13 protein-coding genes and 1 pseudogene are annotated in these 17625 nt (G+C 62.1%); 6 read left to right on the top strand and 8 right to left on the bottom strand.

Features of this window, described 5'->3' with window-relative positions; genetic code table 11:
- Positions 1-5 precede the first annotated feature (5 nt).
- Positions 6-920 carry a DMT family transporter gene (locus PH551_RS22750; protein ID WP_285195128.1) on the bottom strand — a complete coding sequence of 305 codons (915 nt, stop codon included), beginning with the start codon at positions 918-920 and terminating at the stop codon, positions 6-8.
- Between the two features lie 152 nt (positions 921-1072).
- Here PH551_RS22750 and PH551_RS22745 point away from each other — a divergent pair, with 152 nt between their 5' ends.
- The gene (locus PH551_RS22745) at positions 1073-1936 is read left to right on the top strand and encodes a helix-turn-helix domain-containing protein (protein ID WP_176536398.1); all 864 of its coding nucleotides are present in this window, start codon (positions 1073-1075) and stop codon (positions 1934-1936) included.
- Positions 1937-1945: 9 nt separating this feature from the next.
- Here the strand turns inward: PH551_RS22745 and PH551_RS22740 are convergent, their stop codons facing one another.
- Positions 1946-3967, bottom strand: coding sequence for a beta-N-acetylhexosaminidase (locus PH551_RS22740; RefSeq protein ID WP_285195126.1), 2022 nt, complete (start codon positions 3965-3967; stop codon positions 1946-1948).
- 381 nt (positions 3968-4348) lie between these two features.
- Here PH551_RS22740 and PH551_RS22735 point away from each other — a divergent pair, with 381 nt between their 5' ends.
- Both PH551_RS22735 and PH551_RS22730 read left to right on the top strand, forming a co-directional pair.
- Positions 4349-5257, top strand: coding sequence for a flagellin N-terminal helical domain-containing protein (locus PH551_RS22735; RefSeq protein WP_097601370.1), 909 nt, complete (start codon positions 4349-4351; stop codon positions 5255-5257).
- 236 nt (positions 5258-5493) lie between these two features.
- Complete coding sequence (locus PH551_RS22730) at positions 5494-7035, top strand: DHA2 family efflux MFS transporter permease subunit (protein WP_285195124.1); 1542 nt, start codon at positions 5494-5496, stop codon at positions 7033-7035.
- A 14-nt stretch (positions 7036-7049) separates the two neighbouring features.
- On the opposite strand, the pseudogene PH551_RS22725 reads toward PH551_RS22730, so the two are convergent.
- Positions 7050-7460: pseudogene (locus PH551_RS22725) on the bottom strand (hypothetical protein).
- Between the two features lie 356 nt (positions 7461-7816).
- Between PH551_RS22725 and PH551_RS22720 the strand changes: the two are divergent.
- Together PH551_RS22720 and PH551_RS22715 are read left to right on the top strand one after the other, a co-directional pair.
- Positions 7817-8305 carry a cupin gene (locus PH551_RS22720; RefSeq protein ID WP_285195122.1) on the top strand — a complete coding sequence of 163 codons (489 nt, stop codon included), beginning with the start codon at positions 7817-7819 and terminating at the stop codon, positions 8303-8305.
- Between the two features lie 199 nt (positions 8306-8504).
- Positions 8505-11786: a GH36-type glycosyl hydrolase domain-containing protein gene (locus PH551_RS22715; protein ID WP_285195120.1), complete on the top strand. Its 3282-nt coding sequence runs from the start codon at positions 8505-8507 to the stop codon at positions 11784-11786.
- Between the two features lie 4 nt (positions 11787-11790).
- Here PH551_RS22715 and PH551_RS22710 read toward each other — a convergent pair whose 3' ends face one another.
- The 5 genes from PH551_RS22710 to PH551_RS22690 form a co-directional block, all read right to left on the bottom strand.
- Positions 11791-12537: a FadR/GntR family transcriptional regulator gene (locus PH551_RS22710; protein ID WP_221138888.1), complete on the bottom strand. Its 747-nt coding sequence runs from the start codon at positions 12535-12537 to the stop codon at positions 11791-11793.
- Between the two features lie 126 nt (positions 12538-12663).
- The gene (kduD, locus tag PH551_RS22705) at positions 12664-13428 is read right to left on the bottom strand and encodes a 2-dehydro-3-deoxy-D-gluconate 5-dehydrogenase KduD (protein WP_285195118.1); all 765 of its coding nucleotides are present in this window, start codon (positions 13426-13428) and stop codon (positions 12664-12666) included.
- Positions 13425-14261 carry a 5-dehydro-4-deoxy-D-glucuronate isomerase gene (kduI, locus tag PH551_RS22700; protein WP_085781185.1) on the bottom strand — a complete coding sequence of 279 codons (837 nt, stop codon included), beginning with the start codon at positions 14259-14261 and terminating at the stop codon, positions 13425-13427. The genes kduD and kduI overlap by 4 nt, the downstream gene beginning before the upstream one ends.
- A 540-nt stretch (positions 14262-14801) precedes the next feature.
- On the bottom strand, positions 14802-14948 hold the full coding sequence (locus tag PH551_RS22695; RefSeq protein WP_085781186.1) for a DUF1127 domain-containing protein: 147 nt from the start codon (positions 14946-14948) through the stop codon (positions 14802-14804).
- 163 nt (positions 14949-15111) lie between these two features.
- Positions 15112-16086, bottom strand: coding sequence for a 3'-5' exonuclease (locus PH551_RS22690; protein ID WP_285195115.1), 975 nt, complete (start codon positions 16084-16086; stop codon positions 15112-15114).
- A 137-nt stretch (positions 16087-16223) separates the two neighbouring features.
- Here PH551_RS22690 and PH551_RS22685 point away from each other — a divergent pair, with 137 nt between their 5' ends.
- A complete protein-coding gene (locus PH551_RS22685; protein WP_285195113.1) occupies positions 16224-17492 on the top strand; it encodes a flavin monoamine oxidase family protein in 1269 nt (422 codons plus the stop codon).
- The last annotated feature ends 133 nt before the right edge of the window (positions 17493-17625 follow it).

Below are 17625 nucleotides of genomic sequence, written 5' to 3'. Positions count from 1 at the left end.
CACCCTCACCCGCCTGCCGGCAGCCGCGCATCTGCTTGGCGCACGCGACGGGGCAGAGGTCGTGCAAATATGACGACATTCCCGAGAAGCGTCAGCCCCAGGCCGATCAGGCCGAGACCGCTCCAGCGGTAGCCCTCGAAGACTGTCGACAATGACAGGGCGACGATCGGGAACAGGACGGTGGCATAGGCAGCGCGCGAGGAGCCGATGCGGGAGACCAGCATGAGATAGGTGGTGAAGCCGATCACCGAGCCGATTGCCGCGAGATAAAGCAGGGCAGTGAGATAGCTGATGTCGGGCGGCGCCACGATCGGTGTTTGCGTCACGGCAATCAGCAAGAGGAGGACGATCGCGCCGTAAGTCATGCCCCAGCCATTGGCGGTCAGCGGTGAGATTCCGGCCGCGCTGTTTCGGCGCGATGCCATGTTGCCGAGCGAGAAGAACAGCGTGCCCAGCGCTGCGAGCCCGATCCCTTTCAATGTGCCCATATCGAAATCGACGACCACCTCCTCTCCGAACAGCAAGAGAAGGCCGGTGGCTCCGAGCGCCGCTGCGAGAAGCGTGCGGCCAGTGATGCGGTCGCCGAAGAACAGGCGCGCATTAACGGCATTGTAGATCGTTGCCAGCGAGAAGATGACGGAGATCAGTCCTGAGGGAATGAAGCCGGCTGCATTGTAGAAACAGATGAAATTGAGGCTGAAGAGGCAGAGCGCTTGCGCCAGGATGAATGGTTGATCGCGCAAGGCAGGGAGGTTGAGCCGCCGCATGAAAGCCAGGATGGCGACGAGGATCACGGCTGCGAGCGCAAATCTGTAAAAGACCGAGACCAGGACCGGCACGGGACCGACCTGCATCGCAATGGCGATCCAAGTCGTTCCCCATATGAGGACGGTCGCGATGAAGAGAGCGGCATTTGCCATGGAGTGATCCTCGTTTTCTCCATGAATAGGCGAACGGTGAGCCGGTCTCTTGCAGATTCTTGCTATTAAATTTCTCGCCCCGGAGTTCCCGCTCGCCACGTCGGCCGTCCACCGGTATTGTTCGCAAGACGTCACGGGTGTGGGAAGAATTGGTGAAAGATAGCCGCCTCTCGGTTTTCAGGTTTTTGTCCGCATCGCCCTCGGCGCGGATGTCGCAGTCGATCGATCTTGGGTTCGGGCGGTCGGCGGCCCTCTGGAGCAATGGCAGCGACCGGATGAGCTATGAACGGCCGGACGGACATACGTTCAGCCTTTATCTCAACGGGGGCGCCGGAACGCGCCGCCTGGATGGCAGCCCCGCCGCGCGAGGCCGGCCCGGCGCCTTGTGCGTCATGCCACAGGGGCACTCGTCCGAATGGGAAATCACCGATCCTTTCGACTTCGTTCATCTCTATGTTCCGGACGATCAGATGCGCCGGATGTTTGCCGAGACGTTCGACCGTGATTCCAGGCTTATGGCTGTCTCCGAAGTGACCTTCGCCGATGCACCCGTCTTGGCGCGCACGCTTCGGCAGCTGAGGCAAGCGATGTCAGCGGGTGAGCATCTGCTGGCTGAAGAAGCGATGACTGAGACGATCAACGATTTCTTCGTTGATCCGCGTTATGGAGGGACGCGCCCCTGCGCGATCAGCGGCGGGCTCGCTCCCCATATCAGGCGCCGCTGCCTGGATTATATCGAGGCTCATCTCGGTGAGACCATCCGCTTGCAGGATCTGGCGGCGATTGGGCAGCTCAGCGCCTTTCATTTTCAGCGGATGTTCCGGGCAAGCTACGGCGTGTCCCCGCATGGCTGGGTGGCCCATCGGCGCGTCGAGCGCGCGAAATCGATGTTGCGCGGCGCGGACCCGATCGCGCAGATCGCCTCGGCTTGCGGCTTCAGCAGCCAGAGCCACATGACCCGCGCATTTAAGGCCGGCACAGGCGTCACGCCCTCTGCCTACCGACCGCGACAGTGAAGCCGGGCGCTATGACTCCTGCAATCCATAGAGCAGCGGCATCAGCCCAGCGAGCGCCTTGAAGCGTTCCCATGACTTGGACGAGGGTTTCGTCCAGCCTGTTTCGGCAAGTGCCGAAAGGCGCGGGAAGACGAGACGATCGAAGACAGCGCGGTCCGTCATCGGTTCGGACCAGATGCAGGCCTGGATGCCGAGCAGCTGCTGTTTCTGGCTCGCTGTCCAGCCGCCGACGGGATCGAAATTGTAGAGCTTTTCCGCGTCCGAATTTCCTGCCCAGCTGGCGCCGGGCTCATCCCAGTCCGGCCTCAGCGCCATGTCGAGATAATAGACCTGGCCGGGGCAGACGACCATTTGATAGCCGCGTTCGGCGAGTTCGGCCGAAACCTCAACATTGCGCCAGCTGCAGAGATAGCTTTTCGACTTGTCGATGACGTCGCCGTGCGCGGCTTCCTCCCAGCCGCCGGTGATGCAGCCTTCGCTTGCCAGGAAGCGCTGGACGCGCTCGAGGAATTCTGCTTGCAGGATGGCGGCGCCCGAGCCGTGAATGTCGTCGGCGCCATGGGTGTTGGTGACGACGTTCAACCGCTTGGCATGCGCATCGGCAACCTCGTCGCCGGCGATGGCGCGCAGGCGGTCGAGCGCTGCCGGCGAGCCGGACCATGCGCCCAGGGGAACTTCATCGGCGCCGAGGTGGATCGTCTTGAACGGGAAAAGCTCGATCAGTTCCGAGAGAATGGTCTCGACGATCTCATAGGTCTGCTCGCGCGCTGGATTGATGCAGTTGTCGGGAAAACCCTGAACCGAGTAATAGCTGCCCTTCTCGTCCGGATCGCGCAGCTCAGGTATCGCCTGCTGCATGGCATAACAATGTCCGGGCATATCGATCTCCGGCACGATTTCGATGCCGAAGTTCTTTGCGAGGGCGACGATCTCGCGGATGACAGGCTTCGTATAGTAGCCGCCCGTCCGGGCCGGGCTTGAACCCAGAAGCGGCGGCACGGCGAGACCGTGACCGCGCCAGGCGCCGATCTTTGTCAGGGCCGGGTAGGCATCGATCTCCACCCGCCAGGCTTCGTCATCGGAAAGGTGCCAGTGGAAGCGGTTGAGTTTGTTCCAGGCCAGCACCGCGATCAGCTTCTTGACTTCGGCTGCGCCGTAGAACTGGCGGGCGACATCGAGATGCAGTCCGCGCCAGCCCATCGACGGCTCGTCGATGATCTCGCCGGATGCCGGAAACTGGAAGGTCCCGGGATGCAGCCTGGCGCCGCGCCAGATCTGGGCGAGCGTGATGAGGCCGTAAAGGAAGCCGGTCCGGCTGCTTGCCTCGATCGTGATCGCCTCTTCTTCGAAGCTCAGCCGGTAGGCCTCCGGCCCGAAGGCGGCGGCGTGCTTCAGGCCGACACGAACCGCGCCTTCGGCCTCGGTGCGTACGATTCCCTCGACGGCGAAGAGATGCTCCACCAGTGCCGCGAAGCTTTTCGCCGCCGCCTCCCCTTCAGGGCTCTGCGCCCGCGGCGCAAAACCAGCCGGCAGCGGGCGGCGCGAGGCGACCGCCACATGGTTCGGCCAGGGAATGATCGACACCGCAACGGGCGCGTTGACGGGAACCGGATAGATCTCGGCACCGCGCTTCAGCGGCGCATTGCTGACGGAAGAGCGTGTCGGCTCGACAGCGAGCACGATGGTGTTGCCGCCGGACAGTGCGAGATAGGCGCTCGTCGCGCCGTCCGTCCAGTGGCGGAACTGCCAGCTGAGCGCATAGACGGAGATCGTCCAGGTTTCGCCTGCGCCGAGGACGAAGTTGGCCGGCGGCTGGAATTCGGTGAAATTCGAAAGCCGTCGCGACACCGTTGCGCCTTCGACGCGTCCGGCGGGGTCGACGCGGCCCGGACCGCTGACGCACAGGGAAAAATTCGAAAGCGGTTCGCTGCCGAGGTTCTTGAGGCGCAGGACATAGGAGAATTCCTTGCCCTCGGTAGGCGGGTTCCAAAGGGTTTCAAGCCGCAGGGCATTCGGTCGCGGTGTCGACATTGGTCACTCTTCCTTGAGGACAACGAGTTTTTTTGGACGTTTCTGCACGGCCACGGGATGGGAGCGGCGGTTGAAGTCAATCAAATTGATTTAATAGTGATAGCCAGTTTCCCGCCGGGCCGTCAATCGGCCACCCGGAATTTCTGCTGGCCGGCATCAGGACAAATTCTGCCGACGGGATCGCCGGGGTGCCGTAATCTGGGAAAAAATAATGGCTTCGCCGTTTGCGTTAACGATTAAAGTACCTTTAAGTACCATAATTGGCTCAACAGTGGCGAATTGACCACCCCGAAGAGGGATCGATAAGCATGAGGCTGCTCGCCACGGCCCGGATGTCCCCGGGATGCAACACATCCAACTTCCGAATCAGGCGACATTTCCATGACCAGCATCAATACCAACAATTCCGCGATGGCAGCCCTGCAGACGCTGCGCAGCGTCAATTCCAATCTCGAATCGACACAGAACCGTGTTTCCACCGGCTACCGGGTCGACACCGCATCCGACAACGCCGCCTACTGGTCGATCGCGACCACGATGCGGTCCGATAACAAGGCGCTGTCAGCCGTGTCCGACGCCCTCGGCCTCGGTGCGGCAAAGGTCGATACGGCTTACACGGCAATGGACAGCGCGATCGACGTCGTCGACGAGATCAAAGCCAAGCTCGTGGCCGCGACCGAAGACGGTGTCGACAAGTCCAAGGTCCAGGAAGAAATCAGCCAGCTGCAGGAGCAGCTGATGAGCATCGCTCAGTCGGCTTCCTTCTCCGGCGAAAACTGGGTCGCCGGCGCTGATGGAACCGTGAGCGTCGTATCGTCCTTCGTCCGCGACGGCTCCGGCGCCGTTTCGGTGAAAATGACGGATTATGCTCTGGATACCGCTTCGATGGGCAATGTGCTGTTCGGCATGAGCGGCGGCTCGATCGAAACCTCCACCGGCATTCTCGGCACGTCGTCCGGCGCGACCGGCTCGGTCTACTCGATGGATATCACCAACTTCACACTCGGCCAGATCCAGTCGGCGCTGACAACCGTCGAATCGGCGCTCTCGGCGATGACGTCGGCAGGTGCACAGCTGGGTTCGATCTCGACCCGCATCGAACTCCAGGAAGACTTCGTCGGTGCACTCTCGGATTCGATCGATTCGGGTGTCGGCCGGCTGGTCGATGCCGATATGGAGGAGGAGTCGAGCAGGCTTTCTGCCCTGCAAACCCAGCAGCAGCTGGCGATCCAGTCGCTGTCGATCGCAAATTCGTCGTCCCAGAACATCCTGTCGCTCTTCCGCGGCTAATCCTGGCCGACGCAAAGGGAGCCGGGCGCATAGAACGTCCGGCCCAAATTCGCCGATCGAACACCGAGCCTGGCATCCCCGCTCAGGCTCGGTCGCGTTTCGGCATGAGCGACTAACGCCCGGCTGGTGACGATCTCCTCGCTCTGCCGGTTGACATGGCGCTCGTTTCGATCGCAATCATGAAGGCTCTAGATTTCTCACCGATGCAGACATTGCCGCGCTGGCGGGATCCTCGCATGTCGGAACGACTTGAAGCTGCTCGTCCTGATGGAAGGCCCGCCATCGTCTGGCTCGGCTTCCTGGCCATGTGCGTCGGCATGTTCATGGCGATCCTCGACGTTCAGGTGGTGGCGACATCGCTGCCGACCATCCAGTCGGCGTTGGGCATCGATCCGGATCAGATGAGCTGGATACAGACGGCCTATCTGATTGCCGAAGTGATCGCCATCCCGCTCACCGGCCTGCTGACGCGGCTTCTGACCATGCGGTGGCTGTTCGTCGTCGCCATAACCCTGTTCGTGACTGCGTCCGCCGGCTGTGCGGCCAGCAGCAGCTTCGGCGCGCTGGTCGCCTGGCGGGTGCTTCAGGGCTTTTCCGGCGGGACGCTGATCCCCTCGGTCTTTTCAGCCGTGTTCATCCTGTTTCCAGATATGCGGCAAGCGCTTGCGACGACGATTGCCGGCGTGCTTGCGGTGCTTGCGCCCACCGTCGGCCCGATCGTCGGCGGATGGCTGACCGAAACCTATTCCTGGCACTGGCTGTTCCTGATCAACATTCTTCCGGGGCTTGCTTCGGCAGTTGTGGCGGCGCGCTTCCTTCCCAAGCAGGCAGCCGATCCATCCGAACTCAGGCATCTCGACGGTTTGTCGCTCCTCTTGATGGCGGCAGCGCTGACAGCGCTGGAACTCAGTCTCAAAGAGGCGCCGACCAGCGGCTGGACCTCGGCCTATGTGCTGAGCCTGCTGGCCGTATGCCTACTTTCGGGGAGCGCGTTCATCACGCGAACACTGCGCCGAGGCCGGCCGATCGTCGATCTTAGCAATTTCGGCGATCGGAATTTTCTAGTCGGCTCGGTTCTGAGCTTCATACTCGGCATCGGCCTGTTCGGCTCGGTCTATCTCATGCCGGTCTTTCTCGCTTTCATCAGGGGACACGACGCGCTCGAGATCGGCGTGACCATGCTGGTCACCGGCATCGCACAGCTAATCACCGCGCCGATCGCCGTCGCGCTGGAAAAGCGCATGGATGCGCGACTGTTGTCGGCAGCCGGTTTCTCCCTGTTCGCGATCGGCGTCGGTATGAGCGCGTTTCAGGATCCGCGCTCGGATTACGATGCGATGTTCTGGCCGCAGGTGGTGCGCGGCATCGCCATCATGTTCTGCCTGCTGCCGCCGACGCGGCTGGCGCTCGGCACGCTTCCGGCCGATCGCGTTCCCGATGCGAGCGGGCTTTTTAATCTGATGCGCAATCTCGGCGGCGCCATCGGCATTGCGCTGATCGACACCATCATCTACACACGCTCGGAGCCGCTGGGACAAAACCTCTGGGCACGCCTCCAGGCCGGCGACATCGAGGCGGCCACGTTTGTCGGCGCACCTGCCGAGATCATATCACGACATAGCGGCAGCTTCGATGCGGATACCATGGCGACGCTCGATCCGTTGGTCCAGACAGCGGCCAGCGTTCAGGCGATCAACGAAGCCTGGATGGTCGTCGCCGTTCTGACCGGCTGCGCCCTGCTCTCAGTCCCCTTCGCCAGGCGGCCGTTTCCGGTATGAGACCTGGGGAAATATCAATCGGATACTGAAACGTCGATCCATCGACCGGTTCCTTGGTTACCGTAGATATCAACGTCAATCCATACATTGCCACGTAGGATCATATTGGCGGCCTCTCGCGTCATCGTTCCGTTCCGAAGCATCTGCTCCAGAGCTTGGCGATTTGCCGGATCGGCAAAGAATGAGTCTGATTGATCGTCATGATCGCGCACATGATACTGATGGAAATTCGCCCTGTCTTGTCGGATGATCTGCTAGGGCTGGGTAAGTCTCGCCCCATTTGAATTATAAAGATCAGCGTCGCCGATATACGCGCGATAGCTCTCGATCAGGCGGTCGCTGTGGGTGGCCTGGACTCTCGCTTGGGCGTGCGCGGTTCCCGCCACGATGACTGAGCTGAATAGAATCGATAATAATTTTTGCATGTGCCCTCTTTCAAAAAGAGGGGTCTTACCTAGCGTTAAGCCAATTCGCCAAGCAAAAAGTTCGAAGGGCTGTGGGCTTCAATCTTCGCCAACACGGCAAGCTTCAAATACCCATGCATACACAGCGGTGCATACGCAATGAACCGTTCCTTGGAACAAGACGAGCGACAGTCACCGCTTCGCGTACCGAGGCTCCAGCGTGTGAAGGAACCGCCGACGGCCGCCAAAGTTTAGCCTTTTGAAGCCATCAGCGGAGATGAGTTCAATGGGGGAAACGCATCGAACTCGCTCACCAGCACCGATGGCTCGCAGACTATCGTATTGAGGTCATCATCGCCTACCGTGGGGAATTCAGCATGAACACTGAGTCGATTATTTTCGAGCAAAGCGACTGGGTTCCGAACAACTCGCGCCTTCCTGTGTTGCTTTACCGGAATGTTTTTGCCGATGGTGGACCTCGTGATTTCAAAAGTCGCTTCGCGACAAACGGTTGGACCGGCATCTGGACGAACGGTGTCTTCGATTATCAGCACTACCATTCCGGTGCTCATGAAGTGCTGGGCATTGCACGTGGCAGCGCCAGACTGCTGATCGGCGGTCCCGGCGGTCGAGCGATCGAAGTCGCGGCGGGAGACTGTCTGGTGCTTCCAGCCGGAACCGGGCACCAAAATCTCGGCTGCACGGCGGAGTTCGAGGTCATCGGGGCCTATCCCAAGGGGCAGCATGCCGACATTCAGACTTCGGCTGCTTCAAGCGAAATGTTGGCGAAAATCTCGTCAGTACCGCTGCCCGATACGGATCCCGTTCAAGGACGGTCGGGATTTCTCCTCGAGAAGTGGCGGTAGCAATTTGCACCGCCGTTATATTTTCGTTTTCTAATCCGCTCTGCCTGACTCTGTTCCGCTTTAGGCGAGTTTCGGTAGCACTTTGATGTGAGTTTATCAGCCGCGGCAACTTGTCGGTGTTCCCATCACCGGTAAGATTTCTCTCAATCTTTTTACGCCATCCTTTGATTCCCCTCTGATATCAATCGACGAGATCTCAATGGCCCAGAACCTCAAGCGCAGTTTGCAAATGCCACGACGCGAAGAGTTGGGTCTCCTTGCGATCAGCAACGGTTCCGGCCTGTCGATCTCGGCGCTGCCGAACGGCACGCTGTTTGCGATCGAATATGCCGACGACAAGGGAGCGGTGCAGATCAATCAGATCCAGGGCTCGCCGCTCTACGGCGGCATCAGTCGCCTTTATCTGCGCATCGGCGGGGCCAAGCCTGATGTCGTCGAGATCGTCGGCCCGCGTGCCGATGGCCGCTTCGGGCACGACGCGACGAGCTTTTCCTGGAGCGGCATGGCCGCCGATATCAGCTACACCGTCCGGCTCGAGCTTCATGCTTCCGAAACGGCCTGGTTCTGGCGCGTCTCGCTCAAGCATCCGAAGAAGGGAACGCTGCCGGTGGATCTGGTGCTCGTCCAGGACGTCGGTCTCGGCGATCGCGGCTTCCTGATGAACAGCGAGGCCTATGCTTCGCAATATGTCGATCACCATATCGCCGATCACGAGACATTCGGCCCGGTCGTCATGAACCGGCAAAATCTCAAGCAGTCGGGCGCCCGCAATCCCTGGCTCGTCCAGGGATGCTTCGATGGCGCGGCCGCCTACGCCACGGATGCGATCCAGCTGGTGCAGGCGAAGCACCGGCAGGGCGACCATCTGGTCGGGCCCTTCGGCAGCAGCCTTCCGGGCGAACGGCGGCAGCAGGAGACGGCATGTCCCGCCATTCAGTCGAGGCCGCTTTCCGTGTCAGCAGACGGCGCGACAGCCACCTTCGTTGCCCTGTTCGCCGCCGATCATCCCGAGGCCTCGAGCGATGCCGACCTTTCGCGGCTTGACGGTATCGCGGCACCGGAGAGTGCAACCGCCGATCCGGAGGGGGCCGCGGCCGTTCGAAGCCTGCTCCAGGATGCGCCCCTGCTGGAGGCCGAGGCGTTGGACCTGAAGGCGATCCGACAGCTCTACGCGGAGCGGAGCCTCGAAGAGCGCGCGCACGGAAAGCTTCTTTCATTTTTCATGCCCGATGGCGTCCTCAACCGCCACGTCGTCCTGCGTGACAAGGAACTCGTCGTCGCGCGGCGCCATGGCGCCATCGTGCGGAGCGGCCAAAACATGCTGCTCGACGATACCACCCTTGCCGCCAGCTGCTGGATGCAAGGAATTTTCGCCGCGCAGTTGACGATCGGCAATACGTCCTTCCACAAGCTCTTTTCGGTGTCGCGCGATCCCTACAATCTGACGCGCGCCAGCGGACTGCGCATCATGGCCGATCTCGGCGCGGGCTGGCAGCTTCTGGCGGTGCCGTCGGCTTTCGAAATGGCACTGAGCGACTGCCGCTGGATCTATCAGTGCCCGGAGCGCAGGATCATCGTCACGGCGGTCGCTTCCGGCGAGGATGCGGCAATGCAGTGGAGCGTTTCCGTGGAGGGCAAGCCGTGCCGCTTCCTGGTGTTTGGCCATATCGTGCTCGGGGAGCGCGAGTATGACGCTGGCGGGCAGATCGAATTCGATTCCGCGCGCAAACGCATCTCTTTCCGGCCGGACCCTGCCTGGCTCTGGGGCGAGCGTTATCCCGATGCCGTCTACTGGCTGGTGAGTTCGACGCCTGACGCCATCGAGGAGATCGGCGGCGACGAACTGCTCTATGTCGATGGCGTTGGACGCAACGGTGCTTTCGTCGCGCTGAAGTCCCGGTCGACGCGGGCGCTCTCCTTTGCCGTCGTCGGATCGATGACCGATGCCGAAGAGGCCGAACGGCTGGCGCAGCGTTACGAGGGCGGCGTCACCGACGAGACTATGCTTGCGCCGGCATCGGCATTCTGGCGCAACGCCGTGCGCGGCATGAGGATCGACAGCCCTTCGCCCGACCTCGCTGCCCAGGCGACCCTCCTGCCCTGGCTCGCGCATGACGCCATCGTGCATCTGAGCGTGCCGCACGGCCTGGAGCAATACACCGGTGCTGCCTGGGGCACGCGCGACGCCTGCCAGGGACCGATCGAATTCCTGCTCGCCTATGAGCACGACCGCGAAGCCAGGGAGGTGGTGAAGACCGTCTTTAGCGAACAATATCTGGAAAAAGGCGACTGGCCGCAATGGTTCATGCTGGAGCCCTATGCCAACATCCGGGCGAGCGACAGTCACGGCGACGTCATCGTGTGGCCGTTGAAAGCGCTTTGCGACTATATCGAAGCGACCGGCGATCTCGCCATCCTCGACGAGAAGGTCTCCTGGCGCGACGAAAAGACCATGCAGAAGGCGCCCGTGGCCGATGCCATCGCCACCCATGTCGAGAAGCTGCTCGAGACCGTCCGCACACAGTTCATCCCGGGAACGCATCTGATCCGCTATGGCGAGGGAGACTGGAACGATTCACTGCAGCCGGCCGATCCGCATCTGCGCGATTGGATGGTCAGCAGCTGGACAGTTGCTCTGCTTTATGAGCAGATCGTCCGGTATTCCGCCATTCTGCGCCGCCTCGGCCTTGATGATAAGGCCAGGGCGCTAAGGAAGATCGCAACCGCAATGCGACGGGATTTCAACAGGCATCTCATGCGTGACGGCGTCGTCGCCGGCTACGGCATCTTCGATCCGGCCCATGACGGCGTCGAATTGCTGCTGCATCCGAGTGACAAACGCACCGGCCTTTCCTTCTCGCTGATCTCGATGACGCAGGCCATGCTCGGCAAGCTATTCACGCCGGCGCAGAGGCGGCATCACATGCGGCTGATCGAAGAGCACCTGCTCTTCCCCGATGGCGTGCGGCTGATGGAGAGGCCGGCGACCTATTCCGGCGGGCCCGAAACACTGTTTCGCCGGGCCGAATCCTCGTCCTTCTTTGGCCGCGAGATCGGGCTGATGTATGTGCATGCGCATCTGCGCTATTGCGAAACGCTGGCGCTGGAGACTTCCGCCGAGGAGCTGTGGAAGGCGATATCAGTCGTCAATCCGATCGCCGTCACGACGGCCTTGCCGCATGCTTCTCTGCGCCAGCGCAATACCTATTTCAGCAGCAGCGACGCGGCTTTCCCCGACCGTTATCAGGCGGCGGCGCAATGGGCGCGCGCCAAGACCGGAAAGATTGCCGTCGACGGCGGTTGGCGCATCTATTCGAGCGGACCTGGCCTCTACGCCAGGAGTTTCGTCGAAAATATCCTCGGCTTCAAGCGGCGCTTCGGCCGGCGCAGGCGCAAGCCGCTTCTGCCTGCGGCGCATGCCGCCGTTGCCCTGCAGACCGATCACGCCGCCTGGCGGCGACTGATGAAGCCGAAGGTGTAACTGTTCAGGACGAAGTGCTGGCGTCGCGCAGTTCCTCGAAGCGGGCGGCACTTTTCGACAGATGGCTCCGGATGGCGCGCCGCGCGGCAGGTTCGTTGCCGTCGCGGATCGCCGAGAAAATGGCGTGGTGTTCCCTGCGCATGCGAGCGGCATGGCGCTTGCGCTCCGCAGCCGTCATCTTGTCCAAACGCGCCCATTGCCGCGGCACCATGATATTGCCGAACGTATCGAAGAGGCGGCCGTAGTAGGAATTCTGCGTCGCGACCAGGATCGACCGGTGGAAGGCGTAATCCTCCTCTGCCCCGTATCCGCCCTCTTCCAGCGCCCTGTCGAGAGCATCGAGCCGGTCCTGCATCCGGTCGATATCTTCCGGCGTGCGCCGCAGCGCGGCAAGACCGGCCGCCTCATATTCGACCCCCATGCGCAGTTCCAGCACCCGCAGGACCTCATCGATCGACTGCAGGTCATTCGGAATGATGGAGAAGGATCTCGGTGTCGGATCGTCCGAGACGAAAGCCCCAAGGCCCTGATGGGTGGTGATTAGTCCTTTGGCGCGCAGGGTGGCGAGCGCCTCGCGCACGATCGTGCGGCTGACGCCGGTCGCCGCCATGATCGCCTGTTCGGTGGGAAGGCGCTGGCCCGGCTTGAGGTCGCCGGACTCGATCTGCGCCATCAGCGTATCGGCAAGGTTGCTGCGCAGGTTCGACGGCTGGCGAATGGTGCTGGAAAGCGCGTTGTCCTTGTCCGTCATCCCTTGTCAAATCCCTGCCTTTCGGGGCGGCTGCGCCGGCCGGTATGCTTTTGCTAGCGCATGCCGGCCGGAAAGGCAAAGACGACGCGAGCCGAGACCCTGTGCTTCGTCAGTCGGCGAAAGCGATCACCGCGCCAGCCAGCCGCCGTCAACGGGCAGCACCGTCCCGTGCACGTAATCCGATGCGGGCGACGCCAGGAACACGGCGGCACCGGCAAGTTCGGACGGCGTTCCCCAGCGCCCGGCCGGAATACGGGCCAGGATGGCGGCGTTGCGATCGGGATCCTCACGCAGCGCCGTCGTGTTGTTGGTGACGAAATAACCGGGCGCGATGGCATTGACGTTGACGCCTTTGCCGGCCCATTCGCAGGCGAGCAGCTTTGTGAGCCCGGCAAGGCCGCTTTTGGAGGCGGTATAGGAGGGGATGCGAATGCCGCCCTGGAAGGAGAGCAGCGAGGCGATGTTGATGATCTTGCCCTTGCCCTTCTCGACCATGTGGCGGCCGGCCGCCTGCGACAGGAAGAAGGCCGTCTTCAGGTTGACGTCGATCACTGCGTCCCAATCTTCCTCGGTGAAGTCGAGCGCATCGGCACGGCGGATGATGCCGGCATTGTTGACGAGAATGTCGAGGCCGCCGAATGTCTGGGTCGTCTCGGCGACGATCCCCTTGACCGGTTCGATCGTGCCGAGATCGGCCTTGATGACATGGAAACGGCTTCCTGCCTGCTTCACCAGTGCCTCGGTTTCCTCCATCGAGGAGCGGCCGACCGCGACGATCGCCGCACCAGCCTCGGCCAGGGCGGCCGCGATGGCCTGGCCGATCCCGGTATTGGCGCCGGTGACCACGGCGGTTCTTCCGGAGAGGTCGAAGAGGTTTGCCACGGTGCTCACCTCAGATCCGCAATGGCGATATGATCCATGTCGGTAAAGCTCTTATTGTCGCCGGCCATCGCCCAGATGAAGCTGTAATTCTTGGTGCCGGCCCCCGAATGGATCGACCACGGCGGCGAGATGACGGCCTGTTCGTTGGCGACCAACATGTGCCGGGTCTGCTGCGGCTCGCCCATGAAATGGAAGACGCGTTGGTCGGCTTCGAGATCGAAATAGAGATAGGCTTCCATGCGCCGGTCATGCGTATGCGCCGGCATGGTGTTCCAGACGCTGCCCGGCTCAATCATGGTGAGGCCCAGGGTGAGCTGGCAGGACTGGCAGACCTCCGGGTGGATGAACTGATAGATCGACCGCTTGTTCGCCGTCGCGGCTTCGCCCGGCGTCAGGTGGCGCGCCTTCTCGCGGGTGAGCAGCACGGTCGGGTGCGCTTGGTGCGCCGGCGTCGAGACCAGATAGAACTTCGCCGGATTGGCAGCATCGGCACTCTCGAACTTGATGTCCTTGGAGCCCTTGCCGGCATAGAGGCAGTCATACTTGGCCAGGTCGTAGCTCGTGCCGTCGACGGTGATGCGGCCGGCGCCGCCGATGTTCAGGGCGCCGAGTTCACGCTCGGCGAGGAAGGTTTCCTGTCCGATCGCCGTCGGCGCCGTCAGCGTCAGCGCGGGGCCAAGCGGCGTGGCGCCGCCGATCACCATCCGGTCGTAATGGGAATATGTCAGCCGGATCTCGCCGCCTGCGAAAACGGTCTCCACCAGAAAGTGACGCCGCAGCGTTTCGGTGTCGTATTCGCGCACGGCCTCGGGGTGCGAGGCGTGCCTCACGTCGATCTGCATGTCAATTTTCCTTCAGCTTCGTTGTCGTCACGCATCGTCGCTATTGCGCAAGCCCATCCGTCAGGCGTCTTCCGCTGCGGCGGTATCCGTTTGGTTACATAGTTGTACGACAAGTTTGGTGTCAACAGGTTTGTCCGGGACTTGGCTGAGCAGACGTAAAGCAATCGCCAGCGGCCGCTTTCGGCGCGGCCGGACACTCCTCGGCCGAAACGAAAAAAGCCTGCCGCGGGAGGAGGTGCGGCAGGCTTTCGATAAAAACCGAACGACAGCTGGGAGGAGGAGTGCTGCCGTTCCCGCAAGCGACCCTGGGAGGAGGATGGGCGCCTGCATGTTCGAAGGGATGCGGGAGGAGGTGCATCGCTTCGATGAAATAATCATACTTATTTCCTGCTCAGATGATAGGCATTTCTTTGCAGGGCAGCTATGCGTTATGCGAAAAGCGGGGATCTCGCCATTTAACGGCCAAACGCCAAAAGCAAAGCGCCCGCTCGGGAGGAAGCAGGCGCTGGGCAAGTCTCGAAAATGGTGTCTATCTGGTCGTTAGCGGGCGATCGCTGCGCGCGCAACGTTGCGGATGTCGCCGCGGCCGATGCCAAGGTCGTCCAGTTCGCGGTTGGACATACGGCCCAGTTCAGCGACCGTCTGACGGTACTTGCGCCAATTGTTGAAAGAGCGTGCTACGTTCATGATGATCCCCTTTCCGTGGGCTTTCGAAGCCTAGCTGCCAGTCCTTGGCGCTTCGTTTGCTTCGATGCGCTGTATATAATACGGGACCCTCGGTTGTTGCAGCGCCAATGCATCACTGCACCTATGCGAAAACTGCATGGGTTCTAAAGCGCAGCGGTCGACGTCAGGCTTTGAAGCGGTCGAAGGCCGTCAGCCGGACGAGCGGCGGATCGGCCTCCCACCGGTAGATTTCCGACCGCAGAAAGGAAAGCTCGTCACCGAGATCGTCTTCGCCGACTTCGATCCACCAGGATTTGAGGCGGCCATCGCTTCCGTCGGACCAGCGGTAGCCCCTTGCCTTCAGGTGATCCTTCATCTCGAATGGGCTGTGTTCGGCAAAGATGCGGATGCGGCAGCGCTGGCTGGCGCGGTACAGCTCGGCGAAGGGGCTTTCACCGTCGCCTTGCTGTCGATCGAGAATCTCCAGGAGCGCGTGGCAATCGTCCACCGCTCGGTGGCCTTCGTGGAAATAACCGGCCTGGCCGACGAGATAACCGAGCTTCGTGCCCTCGAAGCCGCGGGCGCTCCAGTCGATCTCCGAAACCGAGCACGCCCAGGCCTTGCCGGCGAAAATGGGTGAGAATGCCTCGCAGAACGGCCGGTCGAACCCGGCATTGTGGGCAATGATGAGGTCCGCCGGTTCGATCAGGGCACCCAGTGAGGCAATGTCGATGACCTGTCCTTCGACCATGGCGTCGGTAATCCCGGTCAGCCTGGTAATGTCGGGCGGGATCGGCCTGGAGGGCTGCTGCAGGCCGCCATAGATGCCGACCACATCGCCGACCGCGCCGTCATCGTTGAAGGTGAAGGCGACGGCGCCGATTTCGATGATCTCGTCGCTGCGGTGATTGAGGCCCGTTGTCTCGGTATCGAGGATGACGCCGAGCCGCGAAAATCCAGGCTGTCTCGCCGCCGCGACCGGCCGGGGGGCGAGTTTCCTCAGGATCCGGTAATTGCCGCTCTCCTCGAGTGCGCGCGCCATGTCTTCAGCGGAGGGGGCCGGCGGTGACGGCCGCCGGCGCGATGGGCCGCGTGCTTCGGCCATTGCGGGCGAAGCCTTGGCAAACATGTCGAGTTGCGAATCTCTGTGCACGCTCATCGAACCTGTATGTCACGGAGGCGCGGGCGAATCCATCGCCCGCGGCGCGCCATATCCAGCCCTTGCCTTTCATGGACAGGAAAGTTTAGCTGAACGCCAGCGGCTGAAGCTGAACGCCAGCGGCTGAAGGAGAAACCATGCCCCGTGACGACATCATGGAGGCCGACGAAGACGTCGTCATCATCGGCGCCGGCGCTGCCGGTATTGCCGCTGCCCGACGCCTGCTGGCAATCCGGCCCGGTCTTACTGTCCTCCTGCTCGAAGCCGCTGACCGCCTCGGTGGCCGGGCCTGGACGGTCGGGCTGCCCGGAACCGGCGATGTGGGTTTCGATCTCGGTTGCGGATGGCTGCACGGGGCGCGGACCAATGCCTGGACGGCAATTGCCGGCGAGATCGGTCTGACGGTCGACCGCTCTCCGGCACCCTGGAACGGCGGGCGGCGGCTCCAGCGGGACGATGCGGAGATCCAGGCGGCGCAGCAGGCGATCGGCGCTTATTTCGAACGCCTCGAAAGCCATGAAGGCATGGATAGCGACCTGGCAGCAGAGCTCCAGCCGGACGGTCGCTGGAACGGCCAGATCCGGGCGATCGGCACTTACATCACCGGCGCAGAATTGGAGCGCTCGTCGATCGCCGACTACAACAGGTATGATCCGGGCGCCGGTCCCGACTGGCGTGTGCGGCAGGGCTACGGAACATTGATCGCGCTTTATGGTGCGCCGCTCCGGACAAGGCTTGGCGTCGAAGCAAGACGAGTCGACCACCGCCATGCCGGCCGTATCAGCATCGAGACGAGCCAGGGATTGATCACCGCCCGGACTGTGCTCGTCACTGTTTCCACGAACGTGCTTGCCGCCGGCAGGATCGCCTTCGATCCTCCCCTGCCCGACAAGATCGAAGCGGCAGCTCGTTTGCCGCTGGGGCTTGCCGACAAGCTCTTCCTCGGCCTCGCCGATCCGGAGGCAATGCCGGCGGATACGCATATGCTCGGCTCGACCAGTCGCGGTGCGACCGGCACCTATCAGCTGCGGCCGTTCGGCGCGCCAGTCGTCGAAGCCTATTTTGCCGGCGATCTCGCGCATGATCTGGAGCGAGCGGGGGCAGAGGCTGCCTTCTCCTTCGCCGCGGACGAGCTGGCGGCACAATTCGGCGCCGACATCCGCAAGCAGCTGTCGATGGCGGCGGTCTCGGCTTGGGCCGCGACGCCTCATATCGGCGGTTCCTATTCCTATGCGGAACCCGGCGCCTCCGATCTGCGCGGGGTCCTTGCCGCACCGCATGACGGGCGGATTTTCTTTGCCGGCGAAGCCTGTTCGCGCGCCCGTTATTCGACGGCACATGGCGCCTATGAGACCGGTGTTGCCGCCGCCGATCTGATCGTTGCTCTGTTTCGGCAACATCCGTAAACGTTGTCGGAAATATTTTTTCCCACTTGTCGCACGGGCGGGATTGGCTATTCTGCTCTCGCCCCCGCGCTACCCCAGCTTGGGGCGCTATACCTCATCCGGCGGCAGAGGCCGCTTCAAGCACGATATTGTC

This window comes from Rhizobium atlanticum (genome assembly GCF_030182485.1).
Lineage (GTDB): Bacteria > Pseudomonadota > Alphaproteobacteria > Rhizobiales > Rhizobiaceae > Rhizobium.
The sequence above is the reverse complement of the archived record's forward strand: the minus strand, read 5'-3'. Positions and strand labels throughout refer to the sequence as shown.